The sequence below is a fragment of the Nonomuraea sp. NPDC050733 genome (assembly GCF_040654215.1).
Taxonomy (GTDB): domain Bacteria; phylum Actinomycetota; class Actinomycetes; order Streptosporangiales; family Streptosporangiaceae; genus Nonomuraea.
In genome coordinates, this window is the sequence record NZ_JBFAHO010000005.1 from 108,679 (window position 1) to 125,908 (window position 17,230).

Consider the following 17,230-nt stretch of genomic DNA (forward strand, 5'->3'; position numbering starts at 1 on the left):
GTCGTCCTGCGCGTTCGCCTCCGATCCTGTCGTCCCGGGGGGCCATGGGGCTTGTAGAAAATCAATCAGCGGGCATCGGAACGCTGTCCGAAGGGTCGGCGGGGAACCGGCGCCGCAGGGCCAGGTATTGCGTCGGGGTATGGCCGGTGAAGTCCTTGAACTCCCTGCTGAAGTGGGCCTGGTCGAAGTAGCCCGCCGTCTGGGCGAGCTCCGACCAGTCGACCGGACGCAGGGCGTCCACGGACAGGATCAGCCGCGCGAAGCGGTAGATCCGCGCCACCCGCTTCGGGGTGACCCCGACGTGCGACTTGAACTGCGTGGCCAGGTGATTGCCGCTCACCCCGGCGGCATCGGTCAGGGCGCCGACCGGGACCGCGCCGTGGGAGGTCGCCAACCGCCCGCCGGTGTGCCGGACCAGGTCGAGACCGCGTGACGGCGCCTCGGCGAGTCGCGATCGCAGCTCCTCCTCCAGGACCCGTAGCATCTCGGTGGCCGATGCGCTCTCGCCGAGCCGGTTGCGAAGCCGGTCCGCAGACCGTTGCCAGACGGCGTCGACCGGCACCCATCGGTCCCGCAGCTCGGTCGCCGGCATGTCGACGAACGGCGAAAGACCCCAAGGCTTGAAGTGCACGCCGACGAGCCGCACCCGGCTGGGGTACTCGACGAGGAAACGCCTGGTCCATACGCCCATGAACCACCCATCGCTGAACACTTCCGGCGGCACCGAAGGCTCCCACAGGCGGGCGGGTTCGCCCAGGTTGACGAACAGGTGTGCCGACGGCATCGGCGGAACGTTGATCCGGTGGTGGCGCGGCACCCCGGTCAGGCAGTAGATGTCGTCGATGAACCGGTCGAGCGGCGGGGCGGGCACCCGGCCGACGTATTCCATGGACTCAGTGTGGCCGACGAGGGTTCAGCTCGCGAAGGAGGCCGCCGGTGCGGGGCACCACTCCCTGACCGCCTCCACGATCCGGGCGGCCTGCTCCCGGGTCACGTCGGTGAAGCGCTCCTGGGCGTCGCTCACCAGCTCCTCCCCCGGCTTGCCGGCCACGATGTCGCGGCAGGTGGCGCGGGCCCGGCTCAGCGCCGCGTCCTCCTCGGGAGCCAGCCACGGGGCGATCCGCTCAAGGCGGCGCAGGAACGCCCGGTCAGGCTCAGCCCCAAGGCCAGGGGGCAGTTCGCCTCCGGCGGGGGGCAACAGGGCGGCGTGGCCCGCGTTCCCCGGAGGGAGCGACGCCGGCCCGCCGGCGGTGACGAGGCTCGTCACGACCAGGACGACGCTCACGCCGGCCACGAGCGCCGTGCCCGCCACCGCGAGGACCCGCGTCCTGCGCCCATCTCCGCCCGCCTCGGCGGATTCGGAAACCTGCTTGCGCATGTGGCGCACCGTACGCCCCACATGACCACCGCCGTCCGTTTTTCCGCCGAATGGATGACCGAAACAGCGCTGAAAGGCTACCCCTTACCCAGGCCGGAAGCCATGGGCGCAGACAGGCGGAAGCCCCCGCCGCGTGGGCGGCGGGGGCTCCGGCAGGTGGTCCTTGGCGTCAGGCCGCGGACTCCGCGACCTCGGCCTCCAGCGGCGTGACCGCGGCGATCAGGTCGGCGAAGTCCTTGCGCGGGACCTCCAGCACCACGTCCGGCCTGTCGACGTGGTGGATCTCGACGTGGTCGTTGAGCCTTCGCGCGACGACACGGTTGCTCATTCGTGCTCCTTCCCGAGGGGAGACTGCCTGCCTGTGGCCGTGCCCGGGGTCTACGCGGGAGACGTTCGCAGCCGCCCGTGCCGCCCCGTTCCGTGAGGGTCCGGCCACCGCGAGTCAGCTTGCCATCCGGGCCGATGGCGGGCGGCCCGCACCTGTGGGGCCGGGTAGAGACATGCCCGCCCTGGTGGGCCATCTATGCGCCTCGGGGGAAACTCGCGGCTCAGCCTCCCGCCGGGGCCAGTTGGAAGTGCCAGACGACCATCGCCGGCACGTCGCCATGGGCGGCCCTCGCAGCCTCGGGCACCAGGTCCGTCAGGCACCACGGCCACACGTCCCAGGTCTCCAGCGCCTGCGCCGTGGACGGCGTCCCGGCCGGCCGGGGCCGCTCCGCCTCGGCCAGGCGAGGCTCCTCACAGCGGCGCACCTGCAGCCCCGCCGCCAGGGCGGCGCGCAGGTAGTCGCCGACGGGGTGCCGGTAGGTGGCTATCCGCCCCGGCTGCCCGTCCTCCCGCCGTACGGGCGGGACGAAGCCCCGAGCGACTCCCTCGGGGTGCATGTCGGAGACCACCAGGTGTCCTCCCGGACGCAGCACCCTGGCGAACTCGGCCATCACCGGCCGCAGCGACGGGACATGCGTCAGCGCCAGGGAGCAGACCACGAGGTCCACGGCGTCGTCCGGCACCGGCAGGCGCAGCAGGTCCCCGACCAGGAACTCCCCCTGCGGGACCCGGTCCCGCGCCCGCGCGAGCATGTCGGGCGAGCCGTCCACGCCGATGACCTGATGGCCGCGCCCGGCCAGGGACGCCGCCACCCGGCCGGTGCCGCACGCGGCGTCCAGGGCGACGCCCGCCGGAAGCCCGTCGAGGATCCGCCCGACGATGGGCTCGTCGATGGAGAACAGGCCGTTGGGCCCGTCATAGGTGCGCGACCAGATGCGATAGCCCTCCACCGCGTCCACCCGCGCGACCTGCACGCCCGCGTCCGCCAGCGCCTCGTCGTCGAGCAGCCGGCGGATCTCGGCGACACGCGCCTCGACGAAGCCGCGGTCGAACTGGCCGGTGAACGAGCGCAACAGGGCGACGCCCTCGATGCCGAGCAGGTACGCCAGAGGGTCCTCGTAGATCACGCCGCGACCCTAACGACACCCAGCCCGGCGCCGCCATCCGATTTCACCCGCCCCGCACCGGGCCCACCAGGAGCGGCCCCCTGAGCATCTCCGGTGTGGGCACGACGCCGCTGATCCGCGCCGCCAGGTGGAACGACCGCGCGATCGCGGTCGCGTAGAGGTCGTTCCAGTCCTCGCCTCCGGTCGTCGGCTCCAGCGGAAGGCCGACCTCGCGCATGAGCCCGTTGAGCCGATCCGGATCACTGCCCGACCGCATGTCCGGCATGTACGGATTGAAACAGGTGACGGTCTCACCGTCGAGCGCGTAGGCGACATGGTGGTTGGCGTAGTCGTGGCGTAGCACGGCCACCACTTCGCAGCCGGAGGACAGCCTGGCCCGGGTGTCTCCCCTGGCGGCCTCCCAGCCGAGGAGTTCCAGGGCCACGCACCAGTCGCCGGCCTGGACGACTCCCACATGTCCACCGCCCCGCGAGCCGCCGTACCTGTCGCCGAACGCGAACGCCCTATGACCGTACTCGTCCAGGCTCATCTCCCGCCCCTGAAGCGGCCCTTGAGGCGTGCCCTGTCGCGCCTCCGGCTCTGCGAAGCGGCGGAGCACCTCGGCCGGTTCGAGTCCGCGGAGAAAGGACACACAGAAGATCTCGTCGAACAGGTCGTCCTCGTGCCCCGCCGGAACCGCCAGCCAGCGGAACGGGGCGAGCGGGTCGGTCGCCATCGCCACTCCTTGATCGTTTCAGCGATGGTGCCCGACAGCACCGACAGATCCGGTCGGTGGGGGCGCGGCCCGCGTGCCGTCCTCGCGGGCGCACTAGGCGGGGCGTGCCCCCTCCAGTTGTTCGACGCAGCGCGCCAGCAGAGCGATCAGGGTCTCGCGCTCCTCGTCGCTGAAGGCGCCGGCGAGCCCGCGTTCGACGCGTACGGCGTTGGCGTCGGCGCTGGCCATCACCTGCGCGCCCTTCGCGGTGAGCCGCGTCTCCAGGATGTTCTTGTGCCACTCGTGCGGTGTCCGCTCGATCAGGCCCTGCTCCTGAAGGTTCCTGAGCACGGTGTTCATGGTGGGCGGCGTCACCCCGCACGCCCGGGCGAGGGCGGCCGCCGAGATGCCCGGGTTCTCCGCGAGGTGGAGCAGCGCCGCGTACTGGGGCACGGTCAGTCCGGCGGGCCTCAGCGCGGCGTGCTTGGCCGCGTTGAGCGCTTGCTCCGCCCGCTTCAGGTGGAAGCCCAGGCGCTCGGTAACGGGCATCGAGGTCATCTCCGCATGGTAACGACCCCGTTCAGCCGATGTTGACAGATATTAGAGCTCTAATTATCGTAAGTTCTCGTCCTAATGATCCAACCCTTGCGAGTTGCTCATGCGTTCCCTCCGTACCGTCGCCGCCGCAACGGGCATGACCCTGGCCATCGCGCTCGCCGGCGCCACCCCCGCGGCCCTGGCGGCCGGCACCGCCGCAACGGTCTCAGCCCCTGCCGCCACCGTCTCCACCGCATTCGAGCTGCCCGGCGCCCGGGTCTACCCCGAGGGCATCACCGCCGATCCGCGTACCGGCGACCTGTACGCCGGCTCCTTCACCGACGGCACCGTGTTCCGCATGACGCCCGGACGGCGGGTGGCCGAGACCTTCCTGCCGGCCGGCGCCGACGGCCGGCACACCGCCAACGGCCTGGAGGCGGACGGGGCAGGCCGGCTGTGGGTCACCGACTCCACCAGCGGCGTCACCGTCTACGACACCCGCACCCGCGCGCTGCTCGCCCGCTTCGAGGTCGAGGGGGACGAGCCGAGGTTCGTCAACGACGTCGCCATCGCGCCGGACGGCACCGCCTACCTCACCGACAGCGTGCGGGCCGTCGTGTACCGGGTCACCCTCCGCCAGCTCGCCCGGGCACGCGGCGGCAGGGCGCCGCTCACGCCGTACGCGGATCTGAGCGACGCGGCCGGCCCGAACGCGCCCGGAACGTTCACGCTGAACGGAATCGTCGCCGACCGCGCCGGCCGCTACCTGCTGACGGCGGACATGACGGGCGGCGGCCTCTACCGCGTCGACCTCACCACCCGCGCCGTCCGGAAGGTCGCGCTGGAGGGAGGCGACATGCTGCACGCCGACGGGCTGGAGCTGCGCGGCGCGACGCTGTGGGCGGTGCACAACACCGTCGACACGATCAGCCGGTGGCGGGTCACCCGCGACGGCACGGCGGCGCGGGTGGAGCGGCGGCTGACCGACGAGGCGCTCCAGCTCCCGACCACGCTGACGTGGCACCGGCACGGGCTGTACGTCGTGCGCTCGCAGTTCGACAAGGGCGGCCCACTGGGCGACGGCACGCCGAGCCTGCCCTTCTCCGTCGCGCTGGTGCGCGGGCTCTGAGCCGTCGCGCTGGTGCGCGGGTTACGGCTCACCCGCGGACGAGCAGCGCCACGCACTCCACGTGGTGGGTCATCGGGAAGGCGTCGAAGGCGCGCAGGTCCGTGAGGCCGTATCCCCGCTCCCCCAGCCACGCCAGGTCACGGGCCAGGGTGGCCGGGTCGCAGGAGACGTAGACGATGCGTGGCGCCTCCAGGCCCGTGATGCGGTCCACCACCTCGCGGCCGAGGCCGGCGCGGGGCGGGTCGACCACGACCACGTCGGCGCGTTCGATCTGGAAACGGTCCAGGGCCTCCTCGACCCGGCCCCGCTCCACGCGCGCCTGCGGGAGGTCGCGGAGGTTGGCGCGGGCGTCGCGGACCGCCGCCGCGTCCGACTCCAGGCCGAAGACGGCCCCCTCCGCCCCCACCGCCTCCGCCAGGCCGGCGGCGAACAGGCCCACCCCGCAGTAGAGGTCGAGCGCCCACTCCCCCGGCTCCGGGGCGGCGAAGGTCAGGACGGCGTCCAGCAGGGTCTCCGCGGCGCCGGGGTGGACCTGCCAGAAGCCGCTGCCCGACACCCGGAACTCCCGGTCGCCGACCCGTTCGCGGAGCACGCCCGAGCCGTGGCGCGGCACCGTGCGACCCTTGCCCTGGTCGAGCAGGATCGAGGCCGGCGCGTCGAGGTCGGGCACGGGCACCGTGCGGCGCGGGCGCGGCTTGACCACCACGGCGCGGTCGCCGCCCGCTGAGGCGATCACCTCGACGCCCGCCGCCCCGGGCCACTTGTGCAGCTCCGCACCGACCGCCTCCACCTCCGGGTGGGCGATCAGGCACGCGTCGACGGGCTGGATGTCGTGGGAGCGGTGCTTGCGGAAGCCCGGCGCCCCGTCCGGTCGTACGGCGAGCTGGACCCGGGTGCGCCAGCCGAGACCGTCCGGCGCGCCCGGAACCTCCTCCACCACGACCTTCCGGTCGATGCCGGCGAGCCTGCGCAACTGCTCGGCGACCACATCGGCCTTGAGCGCGCGCTGGGCCTCCAGGGTGGCGTGCTGCCAGTCGCAGCCGCCGCACCGGCCGGGGCCGGCGTAGGGGCAGGGCGGCACGACGCGGTCGGGTGAGGGCTCCAGGATCTCCACGGCGTCGGCGCGGAGGAAGCGGGAGGTCTCCTCGGTCACCGCGGCGACGACGCGCTCGCCCGGCAGCGCGTGCCGGACGAACACCACGCGCCCTTCGTGCCGGGCGACGCACCAGCCTCCGTGCGCGACCGGACCGACCGTGAGCTCCAGAGATGCCTGTTCCGCTTCCACATCGACACCCTATGCCCAGCCCATACGGGTCCTGCACGTCTCCTGCACGTCGAAGGCCCCCTCGGCCGTCAGCCGGGCTGGATCTCCTTGTCCTTGGCGGCGTCGTCCCAGGAGCGCCGCACCGAGCCCGGCGCGTACGGCTCCGGGCGGCCCTTGAGCCGGTCGGAGGAGTGGAGCTGCCACGGCACGCTCGTCACCATCACGCCGGGCTTGAACAGCAGCCGGGCCTTCAGCCGCAGCGCGCTCTGGTTGTGCAGCAGGTGCTCCCACCAGTGCCCGACCACGTACTCGGGGATGAAGACCGTCACCACGTCGCGCGGCGAGCGACGGCGCAGCGTCTTGACGTAGTCGAGGATCGGCTGGGTGATCTCCCGGTACGGCGAGTCGAGCATCTTGAGCGGCACCGGGATGCCGCGGCGCTCCCACTCCTCCTGGAGCTGGCGCGCCTCGGGGCTCTCGACGCCCACGGTGACGGCCTCCAGCGTGGACGGCCGGGTGGCGCGGGCGTAGGCGAGGGCCCGCATGGTGGGTTTGTGGATCTTGGAGACGAGCACGATGGCGTGGTTGCGCGCGGGCAGCATCGACGCGTCGTACTCGCCGGTGATCTCCAGCTCGGCCGCCACGTTGTCGTAGTGCCGGCGGATGCCCTTCATCATCAGGAACAGGATCGGCATCGCCAGGCACACGATCCACGCGCCGACCAGGAACTTGGTGAGCAGCACGACGACGAGCACGATGCCCGTCATGACGCCGCCGAAGAAGTTGATGGTGCGCGAGCGGTGCATCCGGTGGCGGACCCGCGGGTCGGTCTCGGTCCTCAGGTGGCGCGTCCAGTGGATGACCATGCCGGTCTGGCTGAGGGTGAAGGAGACGAAGACGCCGACGATGTAGAGGTTCAGCAGGCGGCTGACGTCGGCCTTGAACCCCCACAGCAGCAGGCAGGCGCCGAGGGCGAGGATGAGGATGCCGTTGGAGAACGCGAGCCGGTCGCCGCGGGTGTGCAACTGGCGCGGCAGGTAGCGGTCCTGGGCCAGGATCGAGCCGAGCACGGGAAAGCCGTTGAAGGCGGTGTTGGCGGCCAGGAACAGGATGAGGGCCGTCACCGCCGAGATCACCACGAACGGCGCCGAGCCGCCGCCGAAGACCGCGTCGGCCACCTGGGAGATGATCGGCTGCTGGTAGTAGCCGGGGCCGACGGGCGTCCCGTCGGGCCTGAGCAGGTCGGTCGCCACCACGGACGGCTCGGCCACCTTCACGCCGGAGGCCAGACCGAGCGCGATGATGCCGCCGAACATGGTGATCGCGACCAGGCCCATCATGAGCAGGGTGGTCGCGGCGTTCTTGCTCTTGGGCTTGCGGAAGGCCGGCACGCCGTTGCTGATGGCCTCGACGCCGGTCAGCGCCGCGCAGCCGGAGGAGAACGCCCGCAGCACGAGGAACGCGGCGGCGAACCCCGCCAGGTCGCTCTGCTCCGGGACGATGTCGAAGTCGGCGCTGGGCGCGTGCAGCTGGTCGCCGAGCACCAGCAGCCGGAACCCGCCCCACAGGACGAGGCCGATCACCGCGGCCATGAACGCGTACGTCGGGATGGCGAAGGCGACGCCCGACTCTCGCAGGCCGCGCAGGTTGACCACGGTGAGCAGGATGACGATGGTGATGGCGACCGCGGGCTTGTTCTCGGCGACGAACGGGATGGTGGCGCCCACGTAGTCGACGCCGTTGGCCACGGACACGGCCACGGTCAGCACGTAGTCGACCATGAGGGCGCTGGCGACGGTGAGCCCGGCGTTCTTGCCCAGGTTGGTGGTGGCCACCTCGTAGTCGCCGCCGCCGCTGGGATAGGCGTGGACGTTCTGCCGGTACGACGCGACGACCGTCAGCATGACCAGCACCACGGCGAGCGCGATCCACGGGCTGTAGGTGTAGAACGAGACGCCGGCCAGCGAGAGGATGACGAGGATCTCCTGCGGCGCGTACGCCACGGAGGACAGGGCGTCGCTGGCGAACACCGGCAGGGCGATGCGCTTGGGCAGCAGCTGCTCGTGCAGCTGCCCGCTCCGCAGCGCCCGGCCTACCAGGACGCGTTTCAGAAGATCTGTCACCTTCGCCACGTAACCAGAGCCTAGTCCCCGATTCGGCCCCGCAGCCGAGCGCTCCCCTATCAGGCCATACTGGTGTCGAGCAACCGGCCGACCGCGAGATGCGGGGGAGTATGCATATAGTGATCATGGGATGCGGGCGGGTCGGATCGACCCTGGCTCACATCCTCGAAGACGGCGGCCATTCGGTCGCGATCATCGACCGCGATCCGCAGGCGTTCCGCCGGCTGCGGGCGGGGTTCCGCGGCCGGCGGGTGACGGGTGTCGGCTTCGACCGCGACGTGCTCACCGACGCCGGCATCGAGTCCGCCACCGCGTACGTGGCCGTCTCCAGCGGGGACAACTCCAACATCATCTCGGCTCGGGTGGCCCGCGAGACGTTCGGCGTGGACAACGTCGTGGCCCGGATCTACGACCCTCGCCGGGCCGAGGTCTACCAGCGGCTGGGCATCCCCACGGTGGCCACCGTGCGCTGGACGGCCGACCAGATCCTGCGGCGCATCCTGCCGGAGGGGGCCGAGCCGCTGTGGCGCGACCCGACCGGCCGGGTCGTCCTGGCCGAGGTGCCCGTCCACCAGTCCTGGATCGGCACCCGCGCCGTCGACCTGGAGCCCAAGGCTAGGTGCCGGGCCGCGTTCATCAACCGGATGGGCGAGTCGCTGGTCGTCGCGGACGACACGGTGCTCCAGGAGGGCGACATCCTGCACGTCATCGCCGCCGAGAACGACATGGACCGGATCAACAAGGTGCTCGCCGCCGCACCGGAGAAGGACGACTGATGCGCGTCGCGATCGCGGGGGCCGGGGCCGTGGGCCGGTCCATCGCCGCCGAGCTGCTGGAGAACGGGCACGAGATTCTCCTCATCGACGTGGATCCCAAGGCCATCAAGATCGACAGCGTGCCGCGGGCGGAGTGGCTGCTGGCCGACGCCTGCGAGATCGCCTCGCTGGACGAGGCCGGCCTGAACAACTGCCACGTGGTCGTCGCCTCCACCGGCGACGACAAGGTCAACCTGGTGGTGTCGCTGCTGGCCAAGACCGAGTACGGCGTGCCAAGAGTGGTCGCCCGGATCAACCATCCCAACAACGAGTGGCTGTTCAACGAGTCGTGGGGCGTGGACGTGGCCGTCTCGACGCCGCGCCTGCTGAGCGCGCTCGTCGAGGAGGCGGTGAGCGTCGGCGACCTGGTCCGGCTGCTGACGTTCCGCCAGGGGCAGGCCAACCTGGTGGAGCTCACGCTGGCCGAGGACGCGCCGGTGGTGGGCCAGCGGGCCGGCTCGGTGCCGTGGCCGGCCGACTCGGCGCTCGTGGCGATCCTGCGCGAGGGCAGCGTGCTGGTGCCCTCCGACGACGACCCGCTGGAGGCGGGCGACGAGCTGCTGTTCGTCGCCACCCAGGAGGTCGAGCAGGAGCTCGCCCACCTGCTGTCGCAGCACTGACCGCGCGTCACAGCGGGCACTGACCACGCGTCACACGGGCACTGACCGCGCGTCACAGCGGGCACTGACCCAGGCGTCTCCACCGAAACTGACCCCGGGCGTCTCCACCGGCGCCCGTCCGGCCTGTTCCTCGGCCGGCGACCTCGGCTGAAGCGAGCCGCAGGAGCCGGCCGAGTGCGACGAGGTCGGCCTAAGCGGCCGGCCCCGAGCCGGGAGCCTCGCGGCGGGGCGTGCCGACGGCGATCGGCAGCACCAGGACGGCCAGGACGCCACCGATCCACAGCACGCTCACCGTCGGGACGGCGTCGACGGTCAGGCCGCCGACGAGGGCGCCGAGCGCGATGGACAGGTTGAACATCGACACGTACAGGGAGGACGCGGCCTCCGTGGCGGTCGGTGCGGCGCCGAGGATCCAGCTCTGGAAGGTGACCGGGACGGCGCCGTAGCCCAGGCCCCAGACGACGAGGATCGCGGCGGCCGAGACGGTGTTGTGATCCATGATCGCGAGGGCGGCCATGGCGGCGGCGAGGAGCACGCCGATGCCGCACACGGTCTGCCGCAGGCGCGTGGTGATCAGCGCGCCTGCGACGAAGTTGCCGCAGATGCCGGCGACGCCGAAGACCAGCAGCAGCACGCTGATCATGCCGTCCGCCACACCGTCGTCCTGCAGGACGGGCCGGACGAACGTATAGGCGGTGAAGTGCCCGGTGATGACCAGGAAGGTCATGGCGATGCCGACGCGCACCGCGGTGTACGTGCGGAACACCCGCGGCAGGTCCGCGAACGTCATCGTGCGCTCCGGCGCCAGCTTCGGCATCACGAGGATCATGCACGCCAGCGAGGTGAGCCCGAGCAGGCCCACGCCCGCGAACGCGGTTCGCCAGCCGCTGAGGTCGCCGGCCAGGGTGCCCGCGGGGACACCGAGGACGGAGGCGGTCTCGACACCGCCGAAGACCACGGCGGTGGCCCGCGCGACATGGCGTTCGGGCACCAGGCGCAGGGCGATGCCGCCGGCCAGGGACCAGAAGCCGCCGACGCAAACGCCGATCAGGAAGCGGGCGAGGAGTACGACGGCGAAGCTGGTGGCGAAGGCGGAGGCGAGGTTGGCCACGCCCACCATCCCGATCAGCAGGGCCAGCACCAGCCGGCGGTCGATCCTGGCGGTGGCCACGGTGACCAGCGGCGCCGCGACGGCCGCGACGAGTCCCGGCACGGTGACCATGAGCGCGGTGGTGCCCTCGGAGACGTCCAGCGCGACGCCGATCGGGGTGAGCAGTCCGACGGGCAGCAGTTCGGAGGTCATCAGGGCGAAGATGCCCAGCGTCACGGCGAGGATCGCGAGCCAGCCCCGGACCGGCGAGGGGTTGGCGTCCCGGGCCGCATCCAGGGGCGGGACGTCGATGGATGTCACGGTGTGGACCTTTCCGATGCGGTCACGGCACGGGCAGTGGCCGCGGCGAGGCGGCCACCGCCCGTGAGCGGGCAGGACGGAGACGGAGGTGGGTGGTTACTCGGTGCCGGGGGTCTTGCGCGTGGTCACGTTCATGCGGTTCCAGGCGTTGACCGTGAAGATCAGCGCGATGAGCTGGGCGAGCTCCTTGTCGCCGAAATGCCGCGCGGCCTCGTCGTACACCTCGTCCTCGACCCCCTGGGGCAGCAACGTCACCGCCTCGGTCAGCGCCAGGGCGGCGCGCTCCTCTGCGGTGTAGAGGCTGGATTCCCGCCAGGCGCTCAGCTGGTAGATGCGCGCCTCGCTCTCACCCGCCCGGCGGGCGTCGCCGGTGTGGTAGTCGATGCAGTACGCGCACCGGTTGATCTGGGAGGCGCGGATCTGCACCAGCTCGACCAGTACCGGGTCCAGTCCTTCGCGGGCCGCGGCGTCGAGCGCCAGCACGGCCTTGAAGACCTTGGGCGCGACAACGGACATGTTCATGCGTGTGGGAATGGCGACGTTCGTCATGCCCCCGACCCTAGGAGCGTGAACGACCCAGGATATGGTGCATTTTCGTGGACATTTCGTGGGTCAATTTCCGGCGCCGGACGGGGCGGTGAGCGGTCTGCGCACGGACGGCGGCAGCGACCTGCACCTGGAGCTCACGGGCGGTGGCGGCGCGCGTGTGCGGCTCATGAGGGCCATGCGCGAGGCGATCCGTTCGGGACGGCTGGCGCCCGGCACCCGGCTGCCGCCCTACCGAGCCCTCGCCGCCGACCTGGGGATCGCCCGCAACACCGTCGCCGCCGCGTACGCCGAGCTCGTCGAGGAAGGCTGGCTCATCTCCCGTCAAGGCTCCGGCACCCACGTCGCGCACCGATCCGCACCTCTCGAACCCAGCCTCCGGCGGCCCCCCGATCGTCCGTCCCGCCTGCGCGTCGTCCACGACCTGATGCCCAGCTCCCCCGACGCCGCCGCCTTCCCACGCTCCTCCTGGATCACCTCGGCCCGGCGCGCGCTGGCCGCAGCGCCCAGCGAGGCCTTCGGCGTCGGCGACCCCCGCGGCCGGCCGGAGCTTCGCCGGGCACTGATGGACTACCTGGCGCGGACCAGAGGCGTGCGTACCAAGGCCGAGCACATCGTCATCTGCTCGGGCTTCGCGCACGGGCTGCGGCTGGTGTGTCAGGTGCTGCGCGGGCCGGTCGCCGTCGAGGCCTACGGGCTCGATTTCCACCGCTCCATCCTCGCCGAGGCGGGCCTGACCACCGTGCCGCTCACCGTGGACACCCACGGCGCACGCGTCAAGGACCTTCCGGCCACGGGCGCGCAGGCCGTCCTGCTGACGCCGGCACACCAGTACCCCACCGGAGGCGCGCTGCACCCCGAACGCCGGGCCGCGGTCATCGACTGGGCCCGTGCCACGGGCGGCCTGCTGCTGGAGGACGACTACGACGGCGAGTTCCGCTACGACCGCGAACCGATCGGCGCCGTGCAGGGCCTCGACCCCGACCGCGTCGTCTACTTCGGCTCCACGAGCAAGAGCCTGTCGCCCGCGCTCCGGCTCGGCTGGATGGCGTTGCCCGGCCGGCTGGTGGACGACATCGTCGCCGCCAAGGGCCCGCGCGAGCTCTGGTCGGGCGTCACCGACCAGCTCACCCTCACCGACTTCATCACTTGCGGCGCCTACGACCGTCAGCTGCGCCGCATGCGCAGGATCTACCGGCACCGCCGCGACCTGCTCGCCGCCACGCTCGCCGAACGCGCCCCGCACATCACCGTCAGCGGCATCGCCGCGGGTCTGCACGCCGTCCTCGACCTTCCCCCGGACACCGAGCAGGCGGCGCTCCGGGCCGCCCGCCGCCTTGGCCTCGCCCTGGACGGCCTGGGCCCCTACCGGCATCCTGAGAGCACGATGCCATCGCGAGACGGCCTGGTCATCGGATATGGCACACCACCCGAGCACGCGTTCGCCGCCGCGCTCGAAGCCCTCTGCCTCGCCTTGCCCGACGGGCCACTCGCCCTGCCCGAGGGGCCGTAGGACTTGGGTGGCGGCAGGTCAGGCCGGGGCGACCGGGTTGATCGGGGTGCGGCCGCGGCCGAGGACCCAGATCATGGCGGTCAGCGCCGCGATCTGCAGCGGCCAGCCCATGGCGATCTTGGTGACGCCCAGCGCCGCCACCGCCTCGTCGCCGCCGAACAGGTAGACCGGAAGCTGCACCGCCACCCGCACCACGCACGGGATCATGAGCAGCCAGGTCAGCCGGGAGCAGAGCCGGACGACGCCCGGGTCCTTGCGCCACCCGGTCGGGTCGCCGGTCACCGAGCCGATCAGGAACCCGACCACGGGCCAGCGGGCGACGACGGACAGCAGCATGGCCACCGCGTAGGCGCCGTTCCACAGGATGCCCGGCAGGAAGTAGTCCTTGGCGTCGCCGGTGCGGCTGGCGAAGAACGCGCCGATCGCGATGCCGATCAGGCTGTTGATGACGAACTGCGGCGTCGAGCGCTGCAGGACCCGCGCGAGCAGCAGCAGCACCGACAGCGAGACGCTGACGATGAGCGACAGCTTCAGCTCCTCGGTGGAGATCCAGGCCAGCGTGAACGCCGCCGTCGGCACCGCCGCCTCGATGATGCCCCGCACGCCGCCGAACGCCTTGGAGAGCTGGGCTCGAACGGCTGCCTCCACGGTGTCGTGGGCGGCGTCTCCGGCCTCGGCCTTCACCTGATCAACTCCCTGGGCGCAGCTCGTAGCGCGGATTGAACATCACCTTGCGGCCGTCCTGCATGCTGACCAGCCCCTCGGCCTTGACGATCCGGCCGGGCTCGATGCCCGCGATCTTGCGGCGGCCGAGCCAGACCAGGTCGATCACGTCGGACCCGTCGTACAGCTCCGCCTCGAGCGCGGGGGCGCCTCCCCTCGGCCGCAGCGTCACCGTACGTAGCGTACCGGCTACACAGAACCGGCGTCTGCCGCCACACGAGGCGATCGGCGTCGCGCCCGTCTGCTCGGCGTCCTGGCGCAGCATCTGCGCCTCGATCTCGGACTGGGGCGAGGCCAGCCGACTGAAGAACCCGCGCAACCCCCGTTTGGGGGTCCCTGCCGTAGTCATGATGAAACAGCCTATGCGATGGGAGGCCGTCAGCGAATCTCGCTGATCTCAGGTCCACGCCGGAACGGGTTGAGACCCGTCCGGTCCTCGTCCGGGCCGCCGCCATGCTCGTTGGGGCGGCGCAGCGCGATCGGCTCCTCGCGCGCCATCGGCTCGGTGCCGCGGACGACGACGACGTCACGCAGGAAGTCGAGGAACGGCGCGGCGACGGCCTCGTCGGCGGCGGCCGGGCCGTGGACGACGGCAAGCAGGAACCAGCGGGGCCCGTCGATCCCGAGATAGCGCGCCTGGCGGGTCTGGCCGTCGGCGGTGATCTCGCCTCTCAGCTCGGCGCCGAACGGTCCCTCGCGCTCCTCCAGGGACGGCACCTGCTGAGTGATCTTGGTCCTGACCTCGTCCCACAGTCCCATGGACCGGGGCGCGGCCAGCGCCTGGAGCTGGAGCGTGCTGTCGTCGTGGATGACGACGACACCGATGTGCTGGTCGCCGACGGAGGCCAGCCGTACATCGAAGTCGGGGTTGTGCGGCAGCAGCAGGCCACCGAGGTCGACCCGGTCATGCTCGGGGTGGGGCTCGTCGGAGTCCCACGGACCGGACTCGCGCATGGGCTCGGCCGGGGCCTTGGCCGAGGCGGCCGGCCCCTCCGAATGCTCGCGACGACGGCGTCGGAACACGTCTCTCACTCTCCCTGGTCAGCGTTCTGTGAACCCTGTCGGCGCCCGGACCCCGGTCAGCGCCCCGTCGAGCCGAACCCGCCCGCGCCCCGCGCCGACCCCGGCAGCTCCGCCACCTCGCGGAAGGCCGCCCGCTCGACCCGCTGGACGACGAGCTGGGCGATGCGGTCGCCGCGCCGCACCCGGAACGGCTCCCTGGCGTCGGTGTTGATCATCGTCACCTTGATCTCGCCCCGGTAGCCGGCGTCGACCGTGCCGGGCGCGTTGACCAGGGTGACGCCGTGCCGGGAGGCCAGGCCGGAGCGCGGGTGGACGAACGCGGCGTAGCCGTCGGGCAGCGCGATGGCCACGCCGGTCGGCACCACCGCGCGCTCGCCGGGCGCGAGCTCGGCGTCGCACGCGGCGTGCAGGTCGGCGCCCGCGTCGCCCGGATGGGCGTAGGAGGGCGCCGGCAGGCCCGGGTCGAGCCGCTGGATGAGGATCTCCAGCGGGGCCTCGGCCGGGGCGTCCATGAGCGTTGCGGGCCGGAGCCCCGCCGCGTCGCGGTCGGTCGCGGTCACGGGTTCACCTCGTCGTGGTGCTCCGGGGCGCCGATGCGCCCCTCAGCCTCAAGGTACGCCCTCCGGAGAGTGATCCGGTCACACCCGGTGCGCGGGTGGAGTGTCGTGCGGGGCCGCGGGGCCGGTGGAGCGGTACGGGTCACGAGTGACGAGGTTACTCGCTGTCGCCCGGCCTTTCGCCGCCAGGAGCCCCCGCCGTGGCGGGGGTGCCGCCGCGGCGCGCCGGCGCCGGCTCAGGACGCCCGCCGTCGCCGTCGTCAGCCGGCTCGGGACGCTCGTCCTCGCCGGCCGGCTCTCCCGCGCCACCGCCCTCACCGGTCGGCTCGCCCCCGTCGTCCTCGTCCGCGTGCTCTCCCGGTGGCAGGGCCGGTGGGTCGTGCCGCAGCTCGGGCAGCGCCCGGTAGATCACCGCCGCGACCGGAACGGCGACCGCCGCCCCGGCGATGCCGCCGAGGATGCCGCCCACGGCGAGGACGATGATGATGGCCAGCGGGTGGAAGTTGAGGGCCCGGCCGACGATGAGCGGCTGGAGCACGTGGTTCTCCAGCTGCTGCTCGACCACGAGGACGCCGACGAAGATCAGCGCGTAGACGGGGCCCTTGGCGCCCAGCGTGACGAGCGTGGCGACCGTGCCGGCGAAGAAGATGCCGACGATCGGGATGAAGCTGGCGAAGAAGATGAGGACGGCCAGCGGCGCCCACAGCGGCACGCCCATGCCGGCCAGCACGATGCCCATGATGAGGCCGTGGACGGCGGCGACGGCCACGGTGCCCTGCACGTAGTGCGACAGCGTGGTCCACGCCGCGCGGCCCGCCCGGTCGACGCGCGGCGCCATCTCGCCGAAGGCCCGCAGGAACCACGACCAGATCCGGTCGCCGTCCTTGAGCAGGAAGAACGTGACGAACAGCAGCAGCACGATCGAGGCGAGCACCTCGAAGGCGACGGCGCCCGCGGTCAGCACCGTGCCGGTGATGGCGCTGCGCTGGGTGTTGACCATGTTCGCGATCTCGTCGACGTAGTCGGTGATCTGCGCCTGCTTGAGGTGCAGCGGGCCGGTGATGAGCCACTTCTGCACCTCGCGGGAGGTCGCCTGGACCTGCTGGACGAGGTTGGGGAACTCCTCGGTGGCGCGGGCCCCGACCAGCCAGCCGGTGCCGGCGAGCACGGCCAGCGCGACCAGCATGGTGATCCAGGTGGCGTAGATGGGCCGCATCCCGGCCTCGCGCAGGCTCCTGGTCAGCGGGAACAGCAGCGCCGTCAGCAGGAGGGCGACCGCCACGGGCAGGGCGACGAAGCTGAGCCGCCCGACGCCCTGCGCGAAGAAGTAGACCACCACGCCGACGAGGATCAGGCACCCCGACCACGCGGCCATCTTGGCCAGCACGGGAGGCACGAGCTTGGTCGGGCGGTCTCTCAGCACATCCCCAGACTGGCACGTCC

Annotated in this window: 19 protein-coding genes; 4 read left to right on the top strand and 15 right to left on the bottom strand. The window is 72.0% G+C overall.

The window, feature by feature from the left end:
- Nucleotides 1-61: 61 nt before the first annotated feature.
- The 6 genes from AB0H64_RS12225 to AB0H64_RS12250 form a co-directional block, all read right to left on the bottom strand.
- Entirely contained in the window at nucleotides 62-889 is an 828-nt protein-coding gene (locus AB0H64_RS12225) for a helix-turn-helix domain-containing protein (protein ID WP_357623143.1), read from the bottom strand.
- Between the two features lie 24 nt (nucleotides 890-913).
- On the bottom strand, nucleotides 914-1,378 hold the full coding sequence (locus AB0H64_RS12230) for a DUF732 domain-containing protein (protein ID WP_357623144.1): 465 nt from the start codon (nucleotides 1,376-1,378) through the stop codon (nucleotides 914-916).
- A gap of 169 nt (nucleotides 1,379-1,547) precedes the next feature.
- Nucleotides 1,548-1,706: a hypothetical protein gene (locus tag AB0H64_RS12235; RefSeq protein ID WP_357623146.1), complete on the bottom strand. Its 159-nt coding sequence runs from the start codon at nucleotides 1,704-1,706 to the stop codon at nucleotides 1,548-1,550.
- 220 nt (nucleotides 1,707-1,926) lie between these two features.
- Nucleotides 1,927-2,832: a class I SAM-dependent methyltransferase gene (locus AB0H64_RS12240; protein WP_357623148.1), complete on the bottom strand. Its 906-nt coding sequence runs from the start codon at nucleotides 2,830-2,832 to the stop codon at nucleotides 1,927-1,929.
- A 43-nt stretch (nucleotides 2,833-2,875) separates the two neighbouring features.
- Nucleotides 2,876-3,547 (bottom strand): DUF6461 domain-containing protein, encoded by a 672-nt coding sequence (locus AB0H64_RS12245; RefSeq protein WP_357623149.1) that lies wholly within the window; start codon nucleotides 3,545-3,547, stop codon nucleotides 2,876-2,878.
- A gap of 93 nt (nucleotides 3,548-3,640) precedes the next feature.
- Nucleotides 3,641-4,084 carry a MarR family transcriptional regulator gene (locus tag AB0H64_RS12250; RefSeq protein ID WP_357623151.1) on the bottom strand — a complete coding sequence of 148 codons (444 nt, stop codon included), beginning with the start codon at nucleotides 4,082-4,084 and terminating at the stop codon, nucleotides 3,641-3,643.
- Between the two features lie 100 nt (nucleotides 4,085-4,184).
- On the opposite strand from AB0H64_RS12250, the gene AB0H64_RS12255 reads away from it, so the two are divergent.
- Nucleotides 4,185-5,192, top strand: a complete 1,008-nt coding sequence (locus AB0H64_RS12255) for a hypothetical protein (RefSeq protein ID WP_357623153.1) — start codon at nucleotides 4,185-4,187, stop codon at nucleotides 5,190-5,192.
- 28 nt (nucleotides 5,193-5,220) lie between these two features.
- Here the strand turns inward: AB0H64_RS12255 and AB0H64_RS12260 are convergent, their stop codons facing one another.
- Both AB0H64_RS12260 and AB0H64_RS12265 read right to left on the bottom strand, forming a co-directional pair.
- Nucleotides 5,221-6,477 (bottom strand): class I SAM-dependent RNA methyltransferase, encoded by a 1,257-nt coding sequence (locus tag AB0H64_RS12260; RefSeq protein WP_357623154.1) that lies wholly within the window; start codon nucleotides 6,475-6,477, stop codon nucleotides 5,221-5,223.
- A 68-nt stretch (nucleotides 6,478-6,545) separates the two neighbouring features.
- Nucleotides 6,546-8,588, bottom strand: a complete 2,043-nt coding sequence (locus tag AB0H64_RS12265; protein ID WP_357623155.1) for an APC family permease — start codon at nucleotides 8,586-8,588, stop codon at nucleotides 6,546-6,548.
- A gap of 101 nt (nucleotides 8,589-8,689) precedes the next feature.
- On the opposite strand from AB0H64_RS12265, the gene AB0H64_RS12270 reads away from it, so the two are divergent.
- Nucleotides 8,690-9,355, top strand: coding sequence for a TrkA family potassium uptake protein (locus AB0H64_RS12270; RefSeq protein ID WP_357623157.1), 666 nt, complete (start codon nucleotides 8,690-8,692; stop codon nucleotides 9,353-9,355).
- Nucleotides 9,355-10,014: a TrkA family potassium uptake protein gene (locus tag AB0H64_RS12275; protein ID WP_310710947.1), complete on the top strand. Its 660-nt coding sequence runs from the start codon at nucleotides 9,355-9,357 to the stop codon at nucleotides 10,012-10,014. The genes AB0H64_RS12270 and AB0H64_RS12275 overlap by 1 nt, the downstream gene beginning before the upstream one ends.
- Before the next feature lie 190 nt (nucleotides 10,015-10,204).
- Here the strand turns inward: AB0H64_RS12275 and AB0H64_RS12280 are convergent, their stop codons facing one another.
- Together AB0H64_RS12280 and AB0H64_RS12285 are read right to left on the bottom strand one after the other, a co-directional pair.
- Nucleotides 10,205-11,425 carry an MFS transporter gene (locus AB0H64_RS12280; protein ID WP_357623159.1) on the bottom strand — a complete coding sequence of 407 codons (1,221 nt, stop codon included), beginning with the start codon at nucleotides 11,423-11,425 and terminating at the stop codon, nucleotides 10,205-10,207.
- A 96-nt stretch (nucleotides 11,426-11,521) separates the two neighbouring features.
- Nucleotides 11,522-11,974 carry a carboxymuconolactone decarboxylase family protein gene (locus AB0H64_RS12285; RefSeq protein ID WP_357623161.1) on the bottom strand — a complete coding sequence of 151 codons (453 nt, stop codon included), beginning with the start codon at nucleotides 11,972-11,974 and terminating at the stop codon, nucleotides 11,522-11,524.
- A gap of 58 nt (nucleotides 11,975-12,032) precedes the next feature.
- Here AB0H64_RS12285 and AB0H64_RS12290 point away from each other — a divergent pair, with 58 nt between their 5' ends.
- Nucleotides 12,033-13,484: a PLP-dependent aminotransferase family protein gene (locus AB0H64_RS12290; RefSeq protein ID WP_357623162.1), complete on the top strand. Its 1,452-nt coding sequence runs from the start codon at nucleotides 12,033-12,035 to the stop codon at nucleotides 13,482-13,484.
- Nucleotides 13,485-13,502: 18 nt separating this feature from the next.
- Here the strand turns inward: AB0H64_RS12290 and AB0H64_RS12295 are convergent, their stop codons facing one another.
- The 5 genes from AB0H64_RS12295 to AB0H64_RS12315 all read right to left on the bottom strand — a co-directional run bounded on the left by AB0H64_RS12295 (nucleotide 13,503) and on the right by AB0H64_RS12315 (nucleotide 17,210).
- Nucleotides 13,503-14,168 carry a DUF3159 domain-containing protein gene (locus AB0H64_RS12295; RefSeq protein ID WP_357623164.1) on the bottom strand — a complete coding sequence of 222 codons (666 nt, stop codon included), beginning with the start codon at nucleotides 14,166-14,168 and terminating at the stop codon, nucleotides 13,503-13,505.
- Between the two features lie 4 nt (nucleotides 14,169-14,172).
- Nucleotides 14,173-14,556: an OB-fold nucleic acid binding domain-containing protein gene (locus AB0H64_RS12300; protein WP_310710945.1), complete on the bottom strand. Its 384-nt coding sequence runs from the start codon at nucleotides 14,554-14,556 to the stop codon at nucleotides 14,173-14,175.
- 29 nt (nucleotides 14,557-14,585) lie between these two features.
- The gene (locus tag AB0H64_RS12305; protein WP_357623166.1) at nucleotides 14,586-15,230 is read right to left on the bottom strand and encodes a DUF3710 domain-containing protein; all 645 of its coding nucleotides are present in this window, start codon (nucleotides 15,228-15,230) and stop codon (nucleotides 14,586-14,588) included.
- Between the two features lie 56 nt (nucleotides 15,231-15,286).
- Complete coding sequence (dut, locus tag AB0H64_RS12310) at nucleotides 15,287-15,742, bottom strand: dUTP diphosphatase (RefSeq protein WP_357623553.1); 456 nt, start codon at nucleotides 15,740-15,742, stop codon at nucleotides 15,287-15,289.
- Between the two features lie 202 nt (nucleotides 15,743-15,944).
- Nucleotides 15,945-17,210, bottom strand: coding sequence for an AI-2E family transporter (locus tag AB0H64_RS12315; RefSeq protein ID WP_357623168.1), 1,266 nt, complete (start codon nucleotides 17,208-17,210; stop codon nucleotides 15,945-15,947).
- Nucleotides 17,211-17,230 lie beyond the last annotated feature (20 nt).